Origin of the sequence: Leptothrix ochracea (assembly GCF_041083635.1) — a bacterium.
Lineage (GTDB): Bacteria > Pseudomonadota > Gammaproteobacteria > Burkholderiales > Burkholderiaceae_C > Sphaerotilus > Sphaerotilus ochraceus.
Map to the genome: position 1 here is coordinate 1 of NZ_JBFPHB010000038.1, position 17075 is coordinate 17075.

The following is a 17075-nucleotide window of genomic DNA, read 5'->3' on the forward strand; positions in this document are numbered from 1 at the left end:
GAGCCTGGCGTTAAAGTGCTCTGGCGAGGCTTGCAGCGCTTGCTCGACATCTCCAACACTTGGCAACTTCTTCAACCCCACCCATCAACGTCAGATCAGTTGGAATTTGTGGGTAATGGATAGCTTTTACAAAGGGGGAGAAAAACCGCGTGGCTCGGGGTCATTTTCTTTTTCGCCCTTTAGCAAAGGGGGCGAGGGGAATTTGCATTCACACCGTCAACCCGCCCGAGACCTCGATGACGGCGCCGTGGATGTAGCTGGCGTCGTCGCTGGCGAGGAAGGCGTAGACGTTGGCGACTTCGGCGGGGCTGCCGAGGCGGCGCAGGGGGACTTCTTCGCGCATGGCGTCGATCAGCTTGTCGGGGATGGTGGCGAGGATCGGGGTGTCGATGAAGCCGGGGGCGACAGCGTTGACGCGGATGCCTTTGGGGCCGAGTTCGCGGCTCCAGGTTTTGGTGAAACCGACCACACCGAACTTGCTGGCGGCGTAATTGGTTTGGCCAAAATTGCCGTAGATGCCGACCACCGAACTGGCGTTGAGGATCACGCCCGAGCCTTGTTCCAACATCACATGGCTGACTGCTTGGGTGCAGTGGAAGACGGCGCGCAGGTTGACGTCGATCACTTCGTCGAACTGCTCGATGGTCATCTTTTGCAGTCGGGCGTCGCGGGTGATGCCGGCGTTGTTGACCAACACATCGATGCGGCCGAACTTCTGGCGCACTTCTTCGACCACGTTGTCAAACTGCGCCCGGTCGGTGACGTTGATGGCGTAACCCACGGCGGTGGCCCCCAGCTCACGGCATTGCTCGACAGCGGCATCGACCGCTTCAAAGCGCAGATCGCACAGGATCACCGTCGCGCCTTCTTCGGCAAACTTGAGCGCGGTGGCTAGGCCAATGCCTTGGGCGGCGCCGGTGATGATGGCCACTTTGTTTCTCAGGCGCATGGCTCTTCTCCGTGGGTCAAAAAACGCATCATCGCCGGCCAATGCTCGTCGAAATCGCTCAAGGCGTGGTCACCGCCCGGCAGCCACAGCATGGGGCAGGCGGCGTAGGCCGCGCGCATCTCGTGGGCGTCCAGCACCTCGTCACCTTGGGCGATGACGGCCAAGAGCTGCTTGGGCGTGCGGGGTGTTTGAGGCGTACCAGGCGCCATGGCGCGCAGCTCGTCGATGAATTCAGCGCGGAAGAAAAAGCGGTCCAGGGGATCGTGCCAGCTGCGCTGCTCACCGATGTAGCGCGCCAAGTCCCGTGCGGGCTGCACGGCGGGATTGATCAACACCGCCCGCCAGCCCAGCGATCCCAAAGTGTCCAACAGCACCGCCGCGTAGAAGCCGCCAAGCGAGCTGCCGATCACCGCGCTCTGCCCCACCGGCCAATCGGCCACCCCGGCGCGCAATAGCGCGATGGCTTCAAGGGGGGAGGGCGGCAACTGCGGACACCAAAAGTGCAGATCCGGCCGCTCCCGCGCCACCCACTCGGCCACCTTGCGGGCTTTCATCGACTGCGGCGATGAACGAAAGCCGTGCAAGTAGAGCAAGTGGGTGAGGGCGGGCGGGTTCATCGCGCTCAGCCCGCCCGCCGCGCAGCCAAGGCGTCCAGCAACTTGCTGTGGATGCCGCTGAAGCTGCCGTTGCTCATGCACAGCACGTGGTCGCCGGGGCGGGCGAGTTGGAGGGTGGTGGCGATGGTTTTGTCGATGCTGTCGCAGACCTTGGCTTGGGTGCCCATGGGGGCCAAGGCTTCGGCGGCGTTCCAGCTCAAACCGCCGCTGTGGCAGATGGCCAGATCGGCTTCTTCGAGCGCCCAAGGCAGTTGGGCCTTCATGGTGCCGAGCTTCATGGTGTTGGAGCGGGGCTCGAACACGGCCAAGATGCGGCCGGCCCCGACTTTGCGGCGCAGGCCGTTGACGGTGGTGTGGATGGCGGTGGGGTGGTGGGCAAAGTCGTCGTAGACCTTGACGCCGTCGGCCTCACCGCGCAGTTCTAGGCGGCGGCGCACGTTTTGGAACTGACCCAGCGCCCGGGCGGCGTCAAGGGGGGCCACGCCCACATGTTCGGCAGCGGCCATCGCGGCCAAGGCGTTGAGCTGGTTGTGTTCGCCCAGCAAGCTCCATTCGACCCGGCCGATTTGCTGGCCGCTGCGCAGCACCTCAAAGGTGTGCGGCTCGCCCCGGGCACGCCACGCGCCGGGCTCTTCTTTCTTGCCGCCAAAGCGGATCACTTCGCTCCAGCAGCCTCGGGCCAAGACGCGCTGCAAGCTTTCCTCGCGGGCGTTGACCACCAGCCGACCGCTGGCGGGCACGGTGCGCACCAAGTGGTGGAACTGGGTTTCGATCGCGCCCAAGTCGGGAAAGATGTCGGCGTGATCGTGTTCGAGGTTGTTGAGGATGGCGGTGCGCGGTCGGTAGTGAACGAACTTGCTGCGCTTGTCAAAAAAGGCGGTGTCGTATTCGTCGGCCTCGATGACGAAGGGGGCCTTGGCCGCGCCGAGTCGGGCGGAGACGCCGAAGTTTTGCGGCACACCACCGACCAAAAAGCCCGGCTGCCAACCAGCGGCTTCCAGCACCCATGCCAGCATCGAGGTGGTGGTGGTCTTGCCGTGCGTCCCGGCCACGGCCAGCACATGGCGACCTTGCAACACATGTTCAGCCAGCCACTGCGGACCGCTGGTGTAGGGCAGGCCCGCGTCGAGGATGGCTTCCATGAGCGGATTGCCACGGCTGACCACGTTGCCAATGACGAACAGATCCGGCTTCAAGGCCAACTGATCGGCCGTGAAGCCTTCGATCAGCTCGATGCCCAAGGCCCGCAGCTGATCGCTCATGGGCGGGTAGACGTTGGCATCGCAGCCAGTGACGCGGTGACCAGCTTCACGGGCGAGGGCGGCCACACCGCCCATGAAGGTGCCGCAGATTCCGAGGATATGGATGTGCATCGGGGCATTTTACGGAGCGCCGATGAAGTGTCCCGTGCGACTTGGTCGGTGTCACGCAACGGTCATCAAACTGCCACAGGCGTGTCATGGTGGCCCCGCAGACTTGCGTCGAAACCCAAGAGGAGATCGATATGAGTGAACTGCCCAACCCCATGCTGCCGCTGTCTTCGGACATGCTGCCACGGAGGTCACTTCATCAAAGCGGCTTACCAGCATCAGCACAAAAGAATCCGGGAGGCCCTTTGGAAGTGGTGTGGGCCAAGCATCAGGATGAAGTTCGCGAAGCCCAGCGTCTGAGGTACGCGGTTTTTGCCGGTGAGATGGGTGCTCGGCTGACCACGCCGGTCGAGAATCACGACATCGATTTCTTCGACGACTACTGCGAACACCTCTTGGTGCGCGATGTCGCCAGCCAAGAGGTGATTGGCACCTATCGCCTGCTCACCCCGGCGCAGGCCCGCCGTGTGGGTGGTACCTACAGCGATACCGAATTCGATCTGGTGCGCCTGTGGGCGCTGCGTTCGCGCATGGTCGAACTGGGCCGCAGTTGTGTGCATGCCGACCATCGTCATGGCGGTGTGATCTTGGCCCTTTGGGGGGCCTTGGCCGAATTCATGGTGCGCAACCAGTTCGACAGCATGATCGGCTGCGCCAGCATTCCCATGAAGCACAACGGTGTGATGGGGGGCCAAGCGGCGGCGAGCATCTGGGAGCAGTTGCGTCAAACCCATCTGGCCCCGGTCGAGTTGCAAGTGCGTCCGCGTCTGCCGCTGCCCTTGGATCATTGGGCAGCGAAGGGCGGGCCGCAGGTCGAGCCACCGGCGTTGATCAAGGGTTACTTGCGCTTGGGTGCCAAGGTACTGGGTGCGCCAGCGTGGGATCCGGATTTCAACACCGCCGATTTGCCGATGTTCATGCGCATTCAAGATTTGCCGGCGCGCTATCGCAAGCATTTTCTGGGCTGAACGTCACCCACCGGGTTTTGTCACAGGCTTGTCACGCGGATTGATGACACTCACTTGCCTTTTTTAGACAGGATGCCATGAGCGTCTCCCGACCCGAATTGACCCCGACCTATCCTTTTTTGGACCGCGATCACAGCATTTTGGCCTTCAACGAGCGCGTGCTCGATTGGGCCAGGCGGCCTGAAGTGCCGCTGTTGGAGCGCCTGCGCTTTTTGTGCATCGTGTCGTCCAACCTCGATGAATTCTTCGAGTTGCGTGTGGCCGCCAGTTTGGCCAACTTGCGTGGCGTGGGCGTCAAACCCCAGCCGGGTGTGGCCTCTTTCGACGCCATCACGCAGGCGACGCACGCCTTGGTGGACAGCCAGTACGCCATTTACAACGATGCGCTGATTCCCGCTTTGACGGCCCAAGGCATCCGCGTGGTCTCGCACGGCGATCGCAACGCAGCGCAGCGCCGGTGGGTCAAGGAGTATTTCGAAGCCGAAGTGCGGCCCTTGCTGGTGCCGGTGGCGTTGGACCCGGCGCACCCTTTTCCGCAGGTGGCCAACAAGTCGCTCAACTTCATTGTTCACTTGGGTGGCAAGGATGCCTTTGGCCGCGAAAACGACATCGCCATCGTCAAGGTGCCGCGTGTTTTGCCGCGCATGATCAAACTGCCGGCCAGCCTCAAGGGTGGGGCGGCGGTGACGCATCTGTTCGTGTCGATCTCCAGCGTGATCCGCGCTCATTTGGTCGATTTGTTCGCAGGCCGCGAGGTGCTGCACTTTTCGCAATTCCGCGTCACACGCCACTCTGATTTGGCGGTGGATGAGGAAGACGTCAAAAACCTGCGCACGGCCCTGCGCCAAGGCTTGCAGCACCGCCATTACGGCGAAGCGGTGCGGCTCGAAGTGTCGGCGGGTTGCACCGATTATTTGGCCGACTTTCTGCTGACCCACTTCAACTTGCCCCCCCAAGCGCTGTACCGCGTCCATGGGCCGGTCAATTTGGTGCGTACCAACCAGTTGATCGATCTGGTCAGCGCGCCCGATCTGCTCTTTGCGCCCTATCAGCCGAGCTGGCCGCAAGACCTGACACCGGGTCAATCGTTTTTCCAGCGCATGAAGCAAGGTGATGTGCTGATTCATCAGCCCTTTGAAACCTTTGACAGCGTGCTGTCCTTCTTGCGTGAGGCGGTCCACGATCCGCAAGTCTTGGTGATCAAGCAAACCATCTATCGCGCTGGGGCGGACTCAGAAATGATGGCCTTGCTGCGTGAGGCTGTGCGCCGGGGCAAGGAAGTCACGGCGGTGGTGGAGCTCAAGGCGCGTTTTGACGAAGAGGCCAACATCAATTGGGCCGAGATGCTGGAGTCGATTGGCGCGCAGGTGGTTTACGGCGTGGTGGGTCTCAAGACCCACGCCAAGATGCTTTTGGTGACCCGGCGTGAAGGCAAGACGCTCAAGCGCTACGGCCATCTTTCCACCGGCAACTACAACCCGCGCACGGCCAAGCTCTATACCGATTTCAGTTACCTGAGCGCGGACGAAGCGCTCACGGCCGACATGGATCACGTCTTCATGCACTTGGCCAGCCAAGTGAAACTGCCCAAGCTGCAAAAGCTGCTGCTGGCACCGTTTTATCTGCACAAGAAGATGATCGAAAAGATCGATCAGGTCGGTTTGGCCGCGTCTCAGGGCCAAGACGCCCGCATCGTCGTCAAGATGAATGCGCTCACGGACGAAGGTCTGATGAACGCCTTGATCCGCGCCGGTAAGCAAGGGGCACGGATCGATTTGATCGTGCGCGGGGCTTGCATGCTGGCTGCGCAAGTGCCCGGGGTGACGGACAACATCCGGGTACGTTCGGTGATCGGCCGCTTGTTGGAGCATTCCCGGGTGTTCTATTTCCGCGCCGGTACGGAAGAGGATGTGTATCTTTCGAGCGCCGATTGGATGAGCCGCAACATGCTGCGCCGCGTCGAACTGGCTTGGCCGGTGACGGATGCGCGATTGCGTCAACGCATCTTTGACGAATGCCTCGTGGCGTACCAGGCCGACACCCAAGACGCGTGGAGCTTGGGAGCTGACGGGCGCTATACCAGCGTCAGACAAGCCGAGGATCCAACGCCGCACAGCGCTCAAGCCGCCTTGATGGCGCTGTATGGTCCCAGTGGGATGGGGAGTGGGAGCGGCGGCGCATGACGCTTGATCTGATTTTTTGGCGCCATGCTGAAGCCCATGACGCCGTGGAAGGTGGCAGCGATTTGCTGCGGGCGCTCACCCCGCACGGTGAACAGCAAGCCGCCCGCATGGCGGTGTGGCTGAATCGTCATTTGCCCGCCGATACCCGCATCCTTGCGAGTCCGGCGCGGCGTACCGAGCAAACGGTGTTGGCTTTGGATCGACCGTTCAAGCTGCACGCTGAGCTGGCCCCGACGGCCAGCTTGGCGCAGCTGTTGACCCTGACCCAAGGTCCGAACCTGCCTTCAACCGTGCTGATCGTCGGCCATCAGCCCACGCTGGGCCAAGCCATCGGCCAGCTGATCGGTGCGAAAGCTGGCGCGTGTTGCGTCAAGAAGGGCGCGGTCTGGTGGCTGCGTCAGCGCCAACGCGGTGGGGTGCCGCAGACCGTGCTGGTGAGCGTGCAATCCCCCGGGATGCTGCCCGAGGGGTTTTAAGCCCGATTCAGTCTTTGGCTTTTGCTTTGGGCGTGGCCGACTCCGGCCGACCGGTCTTGATGGCGGGCACATCGCGCAAGGCGGCCAAGAACGCCTCGTCCGACAGCGCCGCCAAGGCCTTGATGCCAGCGCGCAGCACTTCGCTTTTCTTGGCCGGTTGAGCCAAGGCCGTGGCGCGTTGCTTCAAGGCGTCGAGCACGGCGTATTCGCCCTTGGGGATGGTGAAGCTGTCGCGCACCAGCTTGGGCTTTTTGGCTTTTTCAGCCGGAACACTCTCCACCACCGCAGGCACTTCTGTGGATGCGATGACCGCCGCCGCCACTGTCGGCGCCTTGACCTGCTTCACCGCCAGTTTGGCGGTGGCAGCGCGTTTGCGTGCACGTGGGGCGGGTTGGGTGGCCACCACCTTGGCGGCCGCCGGGGTGGCTGATGCGGTCGTTGTGACCGCGACGGGGGCAACAACCTCGGCTGTTTTGACGTGAGACATGGCCATTCCTCTTTAAACGATATAAACAGTATATACCGTTTAAATCATGCCATGGCCAAGCTGAACCCCCACGGCATTTTCTGCCACGCCATCACTTCTTCGCGCAACAAATGGGCCGATTGCGGAAAACTGCGCGTCCAGTGCGCTGGGCAGCGCAGGGTGTGGTGGTTGGGGTCCAACGTCAGCGCCAGGTCTTGAATCACCGGATCACGCCGGGCGTGGCAGAGGATGACCGCCAAGCGCAAACACAGAATCTGGCTCCAGAAGGCCGGGTCTTGCGGGGCGGGATCAAGCTTTTTCAGCCGTCCACGATGACCCAGCACCAGTTGGCTCAGGCGGTGCAGTTCGGCCACGGAAAAGCCGGGCGCATCAGCGTGGTCAAGGATGTAGGCCCCGTGGCGGTGATAGCTGCTGTGGCCGATTTGGCAGCCAATTTCGTGCAGTTGTGCGGCCCAGCCCAGTTTGCGGGCTGAGCGCTGGTTCTCGACCGCGCCCAGATCCAGTTGGCGGAGCAGTTGGGTGGCGACCGTGGCGACCCGATGGGCTTGGGCATGATCGACCGCGAATTTACGGGCCAGCAGGCCCACCGTGGTGCTGCGCACATCGGTTTCGGTCTGTTCCCGGTTCAACAAATCGTAGAGGGCGCCTTGGCGCAGCGCGCCTTGGGCCGCTTGCATCTCGCGGATGTCGAGCAAGTCGAAAACCGCACTCAGGACGCTCAAGCCGCCGCCAATCACGGCGCGCCGATCATCCTTCAGGCCTTCGAGTCGCAAGCGCTCCATGCTCGGCGCTTTGATAAGGCGCTCGCGCAGCCAAGCCAAGCCTTCGCGCGTGATGCTTCCATCGGGCCAGCCGGCGGCGGTCAGGACGTGGGCCACCGCACCGATGGTGCCGGAGGAGCCGTAAGCCACATCCCAACGATGGCGCGGATAGTTCACGGCAGCTTCGTCGAGCACCGCCTTGGCGGCGATCTCGGCGCGCTCAAAGGCGACGGCGCTGAACTGGCCGTCGGGAAAGTAGTTCATCGACCAAGACACGCTGCCCAAGCGGTAGGACTCGACCTGTTCCGAACGGTAAGCCTGGCCCAAGATCACTTCGGTCGAGCGCCCGCCGATGTCCACCACCAAGCGGCGCTCATTCGATTGCGGCAACAGGTGCGCCACGCCCAGATAGATCAGGCGCGCTTCTTCGCGGCCGGGGATGACGTCGATGGGAAAGCCCAGCAATTCGCTGCCGCGCGCCAAGAAGTCGTCGCGATTGCGTGCTTCGCGCAGGGTTTGGGTCGCTACGGCGCGCACTTGCGTCTTGTCGAAGCCTGCAATGCGCTCGCCAAAGCGCGCGAGGCAGTCCCAGCCGCGCTGCATGGCCTCAGCAGTGAGTTGGCGTTCGGCGTCAAGTCCATTGCCCAGGCGCACGGTTTCTTTGAGGTATTCGGTACGCTGAATTTGGCCGTGGGCGTGGCGGCCGATTTCGAGGCGGAAGCTGTTGGAGCCGAGGTCGATGGCAGCGAGTGGGAGATCGTTTTGCATGGCTTTGCGCGTTGGGTCGGGCAGCATAGCACCCAGCCTTGACGGGGCGACTAGACTGATGGCCCCTTCGTTTTTGGAGCTTGCATGCGCATCGGTCTGCTTACCGGCGGCGGCGACTGCCCTGGCCTCAACGCGGTGATCCGCTCGGTCACCAAGTCGCTTATCAATTTGTGCGGCGCCGAGGTGATCGGCATCGAAGATGGTTTTTTGGGTCTGATCGAACGCCGGGTACGGCCGCTTGATTGGCGCGCGGTGGGTGGCATTTTGGCCACCGGCGGGACGATTTTGGGCACCAGCAACAGCGCCACGCCCTTTGCGTGGCAAGGGCAAGACGTCTCGCCGGCTGTCATGGCCTACGCGGCCGAGTTGGGATTGGATGGCTTGGTGGTGATCGGTGGTGACGGCACGATGACGATTGCCGAGCGCATGGGCCGTCTGGGTTTGCCGGTGGTGGGCGTGCCCAAGACCATCGACAACGACATCGAAGGCACCGAGCGTAGCTTCGGCTTCGACACCGCTGTGGCCACCGTCACCGAAGCGCTGGAGCGGGTTCAAACCACGGGCCAAAGCCATGGCCGCGTGATGATCGTCGAGACCATGGGCCGGTATGCCGGCTGGATTGCGCTGGAAGCCGGGGTGGCCGGAGCGGCGGACATCATCCTTATCCCGGAAGCCGAGTACGACATCGAGACCGTCGCTGGCGTGTGCCGCGAACGCGAATCGCGCCAGCGTTTCACCGTGATCTGCATCGCCGAAGGCGCCAAGCCCGTGGGCGGCACTTGGACGGTGGACCGGCGCATCGAGACCTCACCCGATCCGATCCGTTTGGGTGGTGTCGCGCACGCCTTGCGCGCACAACTCCAACCCCATCTGCACAGCGAAGTGCGTGCCACCGTGTTGGGCCACGTCCAGCGTGGCGGCTCACCCACGCCGTTTGATCGCGTGCTTGCCACCCTCTACGGCCACCACGCAGCCCACTTGGTCCGCGACCAGCAATGGGGCCAGATGGTCACGCTCCAAGGTGGACAGCTCGGCAGCATCCCCCTCAACCACGTCGCCGGCCGCAACCGCCTCGTCACCCCCACCCACCCCTTGTGGGTCTGCGCCCGCGAGATCGGGGTGTCGTTTGGGGAACTTATCCCACCTTGAGCATCGTCTGCATGCCGACCCATTCGCCGCCGGGGGCGAGCATGACGGGGTTGGCGATGCGGGCGGCTTCGATGCAGAGCATGTCGCGCCAGCCTTCGGGGGGCATGTCGGCCATGCGGGCGCAGGCTTCGGGGCCGGGGTTCCAGATGACGGCGTCTTCAAAGCCGTCCCAGCCGGTGCGAACCTTCTGCCCAAGGCCGCGCAGCATCAGGGGTTGCGGGGCGGCCCAGTAGATGCGGTCGGTGGCTTGGGCGATGCCGAGCACGTCGGACCATTGCTGGCGGGTGCTGCCTTGGAGCTTGTCTTCGTAGGTGCAGTCTTGCAGCCCTTCGACTTGCGCCTTGAGCACGTTGTCGCAGCGCAAGTAGGTGTGCAGCGCGGCGGTGAAGTCGAAGCTGGTCTCGCCGGGGTTGTTGACAGCCAGTTCGATGTCGATGCGTTGCCCCGAGATGCTGACGGTCAGCTCCAAGCTGAAGGCGTGCGGCCATTCAGCGCGGGTGGCTTCGTTGTCCTTGAGCGAGAAGACCGCAAAGGCGTGTTCGCCGCGCACGCCGGTTTCTTCCAAGGTCCAAGTGTGCAGACGGGCAAAGCCGTGACGTCGCCCGGGGCCTTGGTCGGAGAACTGCGGAAAGATCACTGGCACACCACCGCGCACCGCCTTGCCGGGGGCACAGTCGGTGAGGGGCGAGAGATAAAGCTGCTCTTCGCCACCTGCCGGTTGCCACGCAACGAGGTGGGCCCCGTGATGTAAGAGGGTGGCGCGGGCGCCATCGGGGGCGCGCAGCGTCACGGCGGGCGCATCGGCCAAGGCGCGAGCACCGAGGTCGCCGAGGTGGGTGGCGGCGTTCATCAAAGTTGAGCCAGCACGTCGCGGGCGGCGGCCAGCGTGGCGTCGATGTCGTCTGCCGTGTGGGCGGCGCTCACAAAGCCGGCTTCGTAAAGCGCGGGGGCCAAGTAGACGCCGCGATCAAGCATGCCGTGGAAGAAGCGGTTGAAGCGCTCCTTGTCGGTTGCCATCACGACATTGTAGTTCTGCGGCAGCTCGGAGGCAAAGAAAAAGCCGAACATGCCGCCTTGGCACTCGCTGACCAGCGGTACGCCCGCCGCTTGAGCGGCAGCTTGCAGGCCGTGGGCGAGCTGCGCGGTGCGCTCTGACAGGGCTTCAAAGAAGCCGGGCTTCTTGATTTCACGCAGCGTGGCCAAGCCGCAGGCGGTGGCCACCGGGTTGCCCGAGAGCGTGCCGGCTTGGTAGACCGGGCCGAGCGGCGCAAGCTGCTCCATGATGCGGCGCGGGCCGCCGAAGGCTGCCAGCGGCATACCGCCGCCGATCACCTTGCCGAAGACGCTCAGATCAGGGCGGAAGCCGGGGATCAGCTCGGCGTAGAGGCTCTGGGCGCTACCGAGTGCGACGCGAAAGCCCGACATCACTTCGTCAAAGACGAACAGCGCGCCGTGCTGGTCGCAGAGTTCGCGGATGCGCTTGACGAAGGGCACGCTGGAGCGCACGAAGTTCATGTTGCCGGCGATCGGCTCGATCATCACGCAGGCGATTTCGCTACCTTGGGTCCGAAAGGCCTCTTCGATCTGCTCGACGTTGTTGTATTCGAGCACCAAGGTGTGCTGCACCACCTCGGCCGGTACGCCAGCGCTGGTGGGGTGGCCGAAGGTCGCTAGGCCCGAGCCAGCCTTGACCAGCAGGGCGTCGGCGTGGCCGTGATAGCAGCCCTCGAACTTGATGATCTTGCTGCGGCCGGTGGCGCCGCGCGCCAAGCGGATGGCGCTCATGCCGGCTTCGGTGCCCGAGCTGACCAAACGGATCTGTTCGCAGGACGGCACCAGGCTCAGGATCTCTTCGGCCAGCTCAATCTCGCGCTCGGTCGGCGCGCCAAAGCTGAAGCCCTCTTCGATCGCCTTGCGCACTGCATCCAGCACCGCCGGGTGACCGTGGCCCAAGATCATCGGGCCCCACGAGCCGATGTAGTCGATGTAGCGCGTGCCTTCAGCGTCCCACATGTAGGCGCCTTGGGCCCGGGTGATGAAGCGCGGCGTGCCGCCGACGGCCCGGAAAGCCCGCACGGGCGAATTGACGCCGCCGGGGATAGAGATCTTGGCGCGGTCGAAGAGCTGCTGATTAGTGGACATGGCGAGGGTTTGGTGCAGAGTCGGAAAGGCGGTCATCGGGGGTTTCTTCACCCGCTTCGGCGTCAGCATCTTCTTCGGGCAAGGCCCAGAAGAAGCGGTCAGGAATGACCTGGCCCATGCCGGGGCGAAAGCCAGCATCCAGCGCTTGATCGAGGAAGGCCAAGGCTTCGGCCACGGCGGTGGGTAGATCCAAGCCGGTAGCGATCAAGGCGGCGATGGAGGCCGACAAGGTGTCGCCAGCGCCGACAAAAGAGGTCTCGAAGCGATCGAATTTCTCGCCCGCAATGGCCCCTTGGGGCGAGGCGAGGATGTTATCGACTTGGTTGTTTTGCTTGCCCTGGGGTTGGAGTCCGGTGACGAGCACATGGCGCGTGCCGTGCTCGGCTGCGGCCACAGCCAGCTCGCGCACCGAGGGCGCACGTTCGGATTCCCATTCTGGCAACAGAAAGTCGGTGAGCGTCTTGTGGTTGCCAACCAACACTTCGGTTTGCGGCAGCACCAGTTCGCGCAGCGCGTCGTGGTACGACTGGAACTGATCCTCGTCGTCGATCCAACTCAGGTTGGGCAAGTAGGTGACGAGCGGCACATCGGGGTAGTCGGAGAGCACTTCAGCCACGGCGCCGATGGTTTCGGCCGAACCGAGAAAGCCTACCTTCCAAGCGACGATGGTGATGTCTTCGAGCACTGTGCGCGCTTGTTCGACCACCGCCTCGGCGTCGAGCAAGGTCTGATCGAAGATCTCGCTGGTGTCACGCATCAAGATGGTGGTGACCACCGGCAAGGCGTGCGCGCCCATGGCAGCCATCGTGGCAATATCGCCCGACAGACCCCCGGCTCCAGTGGCATCGCTGGCATTGAATGTCAGCACGCACACGGGAGCTTGGGAAATTTCGGCTGTCAGGTCTTCGGGAGGAACAGGAGTCGTTGCAGGGCTCATCAGCTGTGATGTGATCGGTCAAGAACCGATCAGCATGTCCTTGTATGGTGCGTTGGGCGGCAGTCTTTCGTCCGCCATGAACGAAAGGATGTTGTGTAGGTGCCCACGAACCCTTGCTGATCATGCAAAGGCTGTCGCTACAATCCTCTGTCATTGTAGACAAGCTCGCTTCTACGGCGGGCCATGCGTGTGTCCCTATGCAGACTTGGATGTGTTTGATCTGTGGTTGGATCTATGACGAGGCCGCTGGCGATCCGGAGCACAACTTGGCTCCTGGTACGGCTTGGGCGGATGTGCCCATGAACTGGACGTGTCCCGAGTGCGGTGCCCGCAAAGAAGATTTTGAGATGGTCCAGATCTAGCTAGGTCGTATCCTGCGGGTTGCTTGAACGGAGGAATCGTTGTGGTGGATGAAATGACGCTCTCGCCCAGTGCAAAAACAGGGCAAATCGGTGGCGTGATGCGGGTGCTGGTGATCGACGACAGCAACACGATCCGACGCAGCGCCGAGATCTTTCTCAAGCAGGGCCATTGTGAAGTGGTTCTGGCGGAGGATGGCTTTGATGCGTTGGCCAAGATCAACGATACCGAGCCGGATCTGATCTTCTGTGACATTCTGATGCCGCGCTTAGATGGCTACCAAACCTGTGCCATCATCAAGCGCAATCCTCGCTTTTCGAGCGTGCCGGTCATCATGTTGTCGTCCAAGGATGGGCTGTTTGACAAGGCGCGTGGACGCATGGTCGGTTCTGAGGATTACTTGACCAAGCCGTTTACGAAGGATCAACTGCTGCAGACGGTGGCGCAATACCGTCGGGTGTCTTGAGGCGGTGATGTGCCTGTTCATCCTGTCTGAAACGAAGTGATCAAGGGTCAGAGGTAGTCCATGTCGATTCAGAGTATCTTGCTGGTGGATGACTCGAAGACGGAGTTGTATGTCCTCTCCGAGCTGTTGACGAAGCGTGGTTTTCGGGTTCGAACGGCTGAAAATGGTAACGATGCGATGCGCCGCATCAGCGAAGAAAAGCCGGATCTGATCCTGATGGATGTGGTGATGCCTGGCTTGAACGGTTTTCAGTTGACGCGTGCCATCACACGGGATCCGCGGTATGCGGATGTGCCGGTGATCATGTGCACGAGCAAAAATCAGGAAACCGACAAGGTTTGGGGCATGCGCCAAGGTGCCCGGGATTACGTTGTCAAACCGATCAACCCGGATGAGTTGTTGCGCAAAATCCGCGCTTTTGGTTGACGAGTGATGACGCAAAAAGAAGCACTGATGGAACTGCAGGGCCGCTTGACTGAAAAGTTGCAGGCTGTTCGGTCGGTTTCAAATACGGTGGGCTGGCTGGCCGTTGAGAGTGCCGGGAGGCCCTTCTTGCTACCGTTGGCAGAGTCTGGAGAGATCTTCCCTGTCACGACGGTTGTTGCCGTCCCCCATACCCAACCGTGGTTTATGGGCGTGGCGAATCTGCGAGGCACGTTGTCGGGTGTGGTTGACTTGGGTGGTTTCCTTGGTTTGCGCACCACCCGTGCGCAGCCGGGACGTGATCAAGCACAGGTTCGGATGGTCGCGTTCAATCCGGGGCTGGAAGTGAATGCAGCTCTGTTGATTGATCGTTTGGCGGGGCTGCGCAATCCGGCGCAACTGACCTTGGAGCCGGAGTCGGAGACGACCGATGGTGGCGCACATCCGGCATTTGCCAGTGCGTTGTATCGGGATGAGACCGGGCGTGTTTGGCAGGAGTTGCGGTTGGCGTTGCTGGCACGCGACGAACGCTTCTTGCATATCTTGGACCGCGTATGAGCTTGTCCGAAAGAGGCTTTTCGCTGAAGATCCAAGCTGGGACGAGGGCTTCATGAGTCTGTTGGATAACCTAAAACGCTTGGTTGGGCGCAAGGATGAGGCTGAATCTGAGGATGTCGGCTTCACCGATGGCTTTGTTGTGGCCGAAACGGGCAATGGACTTCTTGGGCCGGATGTTGGGCATACAGGCACCGGATTGATCACCGAAGCGGAAGCCTCGGCTGATTTTGTGAAGCCCGCGATGAAATCACCCCACAACCAATTGGCTTGGGGTCAAGGTCGCTTGGCGCATTGGTTAGGGGGCGACTTTGCCCTGCCACTGATTGGACACTGGCCTGCTGAGCGTCAGCAGCGGTTGTTGGCGAGCTTGTTGACCAGCGGGATTTTTGGGCTGGTGTTGGCTTCGGTCCTCGCTGTGATGACACTCAGTGAAAGTGCGGCCCAAGTCTCCGCAGTGGGGCGTGCCTTGACACAGTCCCAACGCTTGTCTAAATCCGTGTTGCAAGCCTTGGCGGGCGAGCCTCGTGCCTTTGATGAGGTTCGTGAATCGATTGATGCTCTGACCAAGAACGTGCGTGGCTTGCGTAGCGGGGCTTCTGACATGGGATTGGAAGCCGTGTCTGGGCCGATCCAATCCTTGCTCGAACCGTTGCAGCCTTTGGTGGATAAGGCTGAGAAGCGAGTTCGTGTTGTCTTGGATGGCGAGCGGGTCTTGACCCAAGTGGGCCAGTCATTGCGTGCGATCAGTAAGCAATCGTCTGAACTTTTGGAGGTCGCCGAAACGGTGGCGTCTCTCAAATTGCAAGAAGGCGGCTCTTCCGCAGAAGTCGCTGCTGCGGGGCAACTTGTGATGTTGACCCAGCGGATTGGCAAGTCCGCCAATGAGGCACTCAATGTCCAAGGTGTGACCAGTACGGCCGCTGTCGGGGTCGGTGTAGCGGCGTCTTCGCCCAACGGTGCTATGGTGGCGCCGGACGGCGAAGGTGGGGAAGGTGGGGCTTTTGGCGCCTTGTTCCTGCTGGGTAAGGATCTCAATACTTTCCGCGATGTCGCGCAGGGGTTGCTGGATGGCAACAGCGAGATGCGGCTTCAACCCACGCAAGATCAACGGACCCGCGAGTATTTGCAGGGATTGATTCGCGATTTCAAGCTGATTCGCGATCGTGCGACTTCGATCCTAAGTAGCCGTGATGGGCTGGTGCGTGCCAGCCAAGCGCAGGTCGAATTGCTCAACGATGGCGATCCTTTGCGCCGAGGTTTGGAAGCGGTTCAAGCTCGGTTGACCTCTGCGGGCGGGTTGAGCTGGTTCCATCTGATTTTGTTTGGGCTTTCTCTCTCGCTGGGTGTGATGGGCGGTGTGGGTTTGCTGCTTGTTTTTACCCGTGACCAACATCAGCGTGCGGCTTTTGCAGAAGAACAACGCCAAGAAGCTGAGCGCCAGCAACGCGAGGCCAAGCGGGTCAACGACGCCAATCAGGCTGCCATTCTTCGTTTGATGAATGAGTTGCAATCCGTGGCAGAAGGGGATCTGACGCAGCAAGCGACGGTGACGGAAGACATCACCGGTGCGATTGCCGACTCGGTGAACTACACCGTTGAGGAGTTGCGCTCGCTGGTGTCGCAGGTCACAGGCACGGCTTCGCGGGTGACGGAAACCACGCAGCAAGTTGAAACGACCTCGACCGAATTGCTCGCGGCTTCTGATGAGCAATTGCGTGAAATTCGCGAAACGGGCGAAGCGGTGTTGCAAATGGCCAGCCGCATCCAGCGTGTTTCTGCCCAAGCGCAGCAATCGGCTGAAGTGGCTCGGCAGTCGCTGTCGGCGGCAACATCCGGCCTGACGGCGGTGCTCGATACGATCAGCGGCATGAACATGATCCGCGATCAGATTCAGGAAACCTCCAAGCGCATCAAGCGGCTGGGTGAGTCGTCGCAGGAAATCGGTGAAATCACCGACATGATTTCGGACATCACAGAGCAGACCAACGTTTTGGCGCTGAACGCCGCCATCCAAGCGGCTTCCGCAGGGGATGCCGGGCGAGGATTCTCGGTGGTGGCGGAAGAAGTGCAACGGCTTGCCGAGCGCTCTGCCGATGCCACCCGTGCGATTGCTGCGTTGGTCAAGACCATTCAAACGGACACCGCTGATGCAGTTGCGGCCATGGAGCGTTCGACCCAAGGGGTGGTTGAGGGCGCAAAGTTGTCCGACAACGCCGGTACAGCCTTGGCGGAGATCGACCGCGTCTCCCGGCAGTTGGCCGAGTTGATCGAAGAAATTTCAGCCCAAGCGCGGCGTGAGGCCGATTCAGCCAACGTTGTCGCGTCCAATATCCAGCATATTTTCGCCGTCACCGAACAGACCGGTGAAGGCACTCGATCGACGGCCCAACTGGTGCGTCAGCTCTCTCGCACAGCTGAAGAGCTGCGCCAGTCGGTGTCTCGTTTCAAAATCAGCTGATCG

General features: G+C 61.8%; 17 protein-coding genes. 9 read left to right on the top strand and 8 right to left on the bottom strand.

Going from position 1 to position 17075, the window contains the following annotated elements:
• Positions 1–208 precede the first annotated feature (208 nt).
• The 3 genes from fabG to mpl are packed head-to-tail and all read right to left on the bottom strand — an operon-like array spanning position 209 to position 2939.
• Entirely contained in the window at positions 209–949 is a 741-nt protein-coding gene (fabG, locus tag AB3X39_RS12045; protein ID WP_369417627.1) for a 3-oxoacyl-ACP reductase FabG, read from the bottom strand.
• Entirely contained in the window at positions 940–1566 is a 627-nt protein-coding gene (locus AB3X39_RS12050) for a YqiA/YcfP family alpha/beta fold hydrolase (protein ID WP_369417628.1), read from the bottom strand. Before AB3X39_RS12050 ends, fabG begins: the two co-directional genes overlap by 10 nt.
• Before the next feature lie 5 nt (positions 1567–1571).
• Positions 1572–2939 carry a UDP-N-acetylmuramate:L-alanyl-gamma-D-glutamyl-meso-diaminopimelate ligase gene (gene mpl, locus AB3X39_RS12055; protein WP_369417629.1) on the bottom strand — a complete coding sequence of 456 codons (1368 nt, stop codon included), beginning with the start codon at positions 2937–2939 and terminating at the stop codon, positions 1572–1574.
• A 131-nt stretch (positions 2940–3070) separates the two neighbouring features.
• Here mpl and AB3X39_RS12060 point away from each other — a divergent pair, with 131 nt between their 5' ends.
• From AB3X39_RS12060 to AB3X39_RS12070, 3 genes are all read left to right on the top strand, one after another.
• The gene (locus tag AB3X39_RS12060) at positions 3071–3904 is read left to right on the top strand and encodes a GNAT family N-acetyltransferase (protein WP_369417630.1); all 834 of its coding nucleotides are present in this window, start codon (positions 3071–3073) and stop codon (positions 3902–3904) included.
• A gap of 77 nt (positions 3905–3981) precedes the next feature.
• On the top strand, positions 3982–6087 hold the full coding sequence (ppk1, locus tag AB3X39_RS12065) for a polyphosphate kinase 1 (protein ID WP_369417631.1): 2106 nt from the start codon (positions 3982–3984) through the stop codon (positions 6085–6087).
• The gene (locus tag AB3X39_RS12070; RefSeq protein WP_369417632.1) at positions 6084–6563 is read left to right on the top strand and encodes a SixA phosphatase family protein; all 480 of its coding nucleotides are present in this window, start codon (positions 6084–6086) and stop codon (positions 6561–6563) included. Before ppk1 ends, AB3X39_RS12070 begins: the two co-directional genes overlap by 4 nt.
• A 7-nt stretch (positions 6564–6570) precedes the next feature.
• Here AB3X39_RS12070 and AB3X39_RS12075 read toward each other — a convergent pair whose 3' ends face one another.
• Together AB3X39_RS12075 and ppx are read right to left on the bottom strand one after the other, a co-directional pair.
• On the bottom strand, positions 6571–7050 hold the full coding sequence (locus AB3X39_RS12075; protein WP_369417633.1) for a hypothetical protein: 480 nt from the start codon (positions 7048–7050) through the stop codon (positions 6571–6573).
• Positions 7051–7094: 44 nt separating this feature from the next.
• On the bottom strand, positions 7095–8579 hold the full coding sequence (ppx, locus tag AB3X39_RS12080) for an exopolyphosphatase (protein ID WP_369417634.1): 1485 nt from the start codon (positions 8577–8579) through the stop codon (positions 7095–7097).
• Positions 8580–8663: 84 nt separating this feature from the next.
• Here ppx and AB3X39_RS12085 point away from each other — a divergent pair, with 84 nt between their 5' ends.
• Entirely contained in the window at positions 8664–9728 is a 1065-nt protein-coding gene (locus AB3X39_RS12085) for a 6-phosphofructokinase (RefSeq protein WP_369417635.1), read from the top strand.
• On the opposite strand, the gene AB3X39_RS12090 is transcribed toward AB3X39_RS12085, so the two are convergent.
• From AB3X39_RS12090 to thiD, 3 genes are read right to left on the bottom strand one after another with little or no spacing between them, the layout of a single operon-like run.
• Positions 9715–10578 (bottom strand): D-hexose-6-phosphate mutarotase, encoded by an 864-nt coding sequence (locus tag AB3X39_RS12090; protein WP_369417636.1) that lies wholly within the window; start codon positions 10576–10578, stop codon positions 9715–9717. The two genes, AB3X39_RS12085 and AB3X39_RS12090, sit on opposite strands and share 14 nt — an antisense overlap.
• Complete coding sequence (hemL, locus tag AB3X39_RS12095; RefSeq protein WP_369417637.1) at positions 10578–11870, bottom strand: glutamate-1-semialdehyde 2,1-aminomutase; 1293 nt, start codon at positions 11868–11870, stop codon at positions 10578–10580. The genes AB3X39_RS12090 and hemL overlap by 1 nt, the downstream gene beginning before the upstream one ends.
• Positions 11860–12807: a bifunctional hydroxymethylpyrimidine kinase/phosphomethylpyrimidine kinase gene (gene thiD / locus AB3X39_RS12100; protein WP_369417638.1), complete on the bottom strand. Its 948-nt coding sequence runs from the start codon at positions 12805–12807 to the stop codon at positions 11860–11862. Before thiD ends, hemL begins: the two co-directional genes overlap by 11 nt.
• A gap of 209 nt (positions 12808–13016) precedes the next feature.
• On the opposite strand from thiD, the gene AB3X39_RS12105 reads away from it, so the two are divergent.
• The 5 genes from AB3X39_RS12105 to AB3X39_RS12125 are packed head-to-tail and all read left to right on the top strand — an operon-like array spanning position 13017 to position 17072.
• The gene (locus tag AB3X39_RS12105; RefSeq protein WP_369417639.1) at positions 13017–13169 is read left to right on the top strand and encodes a rubredoxin; all 153 of its coding nucleotides are present in this window, start codon (positions 13017–13019) and stop codon (positions 13167–13169) included.
• A 53-nt stretch (positions 13170–13222) separates the two neighbouring features.
• A complete protein-coding gene (locus tag AB3X39_RS12110; protein ID WP_369417677.1) occupies positions 13223–13633 on the top strand; it encodes a response regulator in 411 nt (136 codons plus the stop codon).
• A gap of 60 nt (positions 13634–13693) precedes the next feature.
• Positions 13694–14059: a response regulator gene (locus AB3X39_RS12115; protein WP_369417640.1), complete on the top strand. Its 366-nt coding sequence runs from the start codon at positions 13694–13696 to the stop codon at positions 14057–14059.
• A gap of 27 nt (positions 14060–14086) precedes the next feature.
• Positions 14087–14614: a chemotaxis protein CheW gene (locus AB3X39_RS12120; protein WP_369417678.1), complete on the top strand. Its 528-nt coding sequence runs from the start codon at positions 14087–14089 to the stop codon at positions 14612–14614.
• 52 nt (positions 14615–14666) lie between these two features.
• Positions 14667–17072 carry a methyl-accepting chemotaxis protein gene (locus AB3X39_RS12125; RefSeq protein ID WP_369417641.1) on the top strand — a complete coding sequence of 802 codons (2406 nt, stop codon included), beginning with the start codon at positions 14667–14669 and terminating at the stop codon, positions 17070–17072.
• Positions 17073–17075 lie beyond the last annotated feature (3 nt).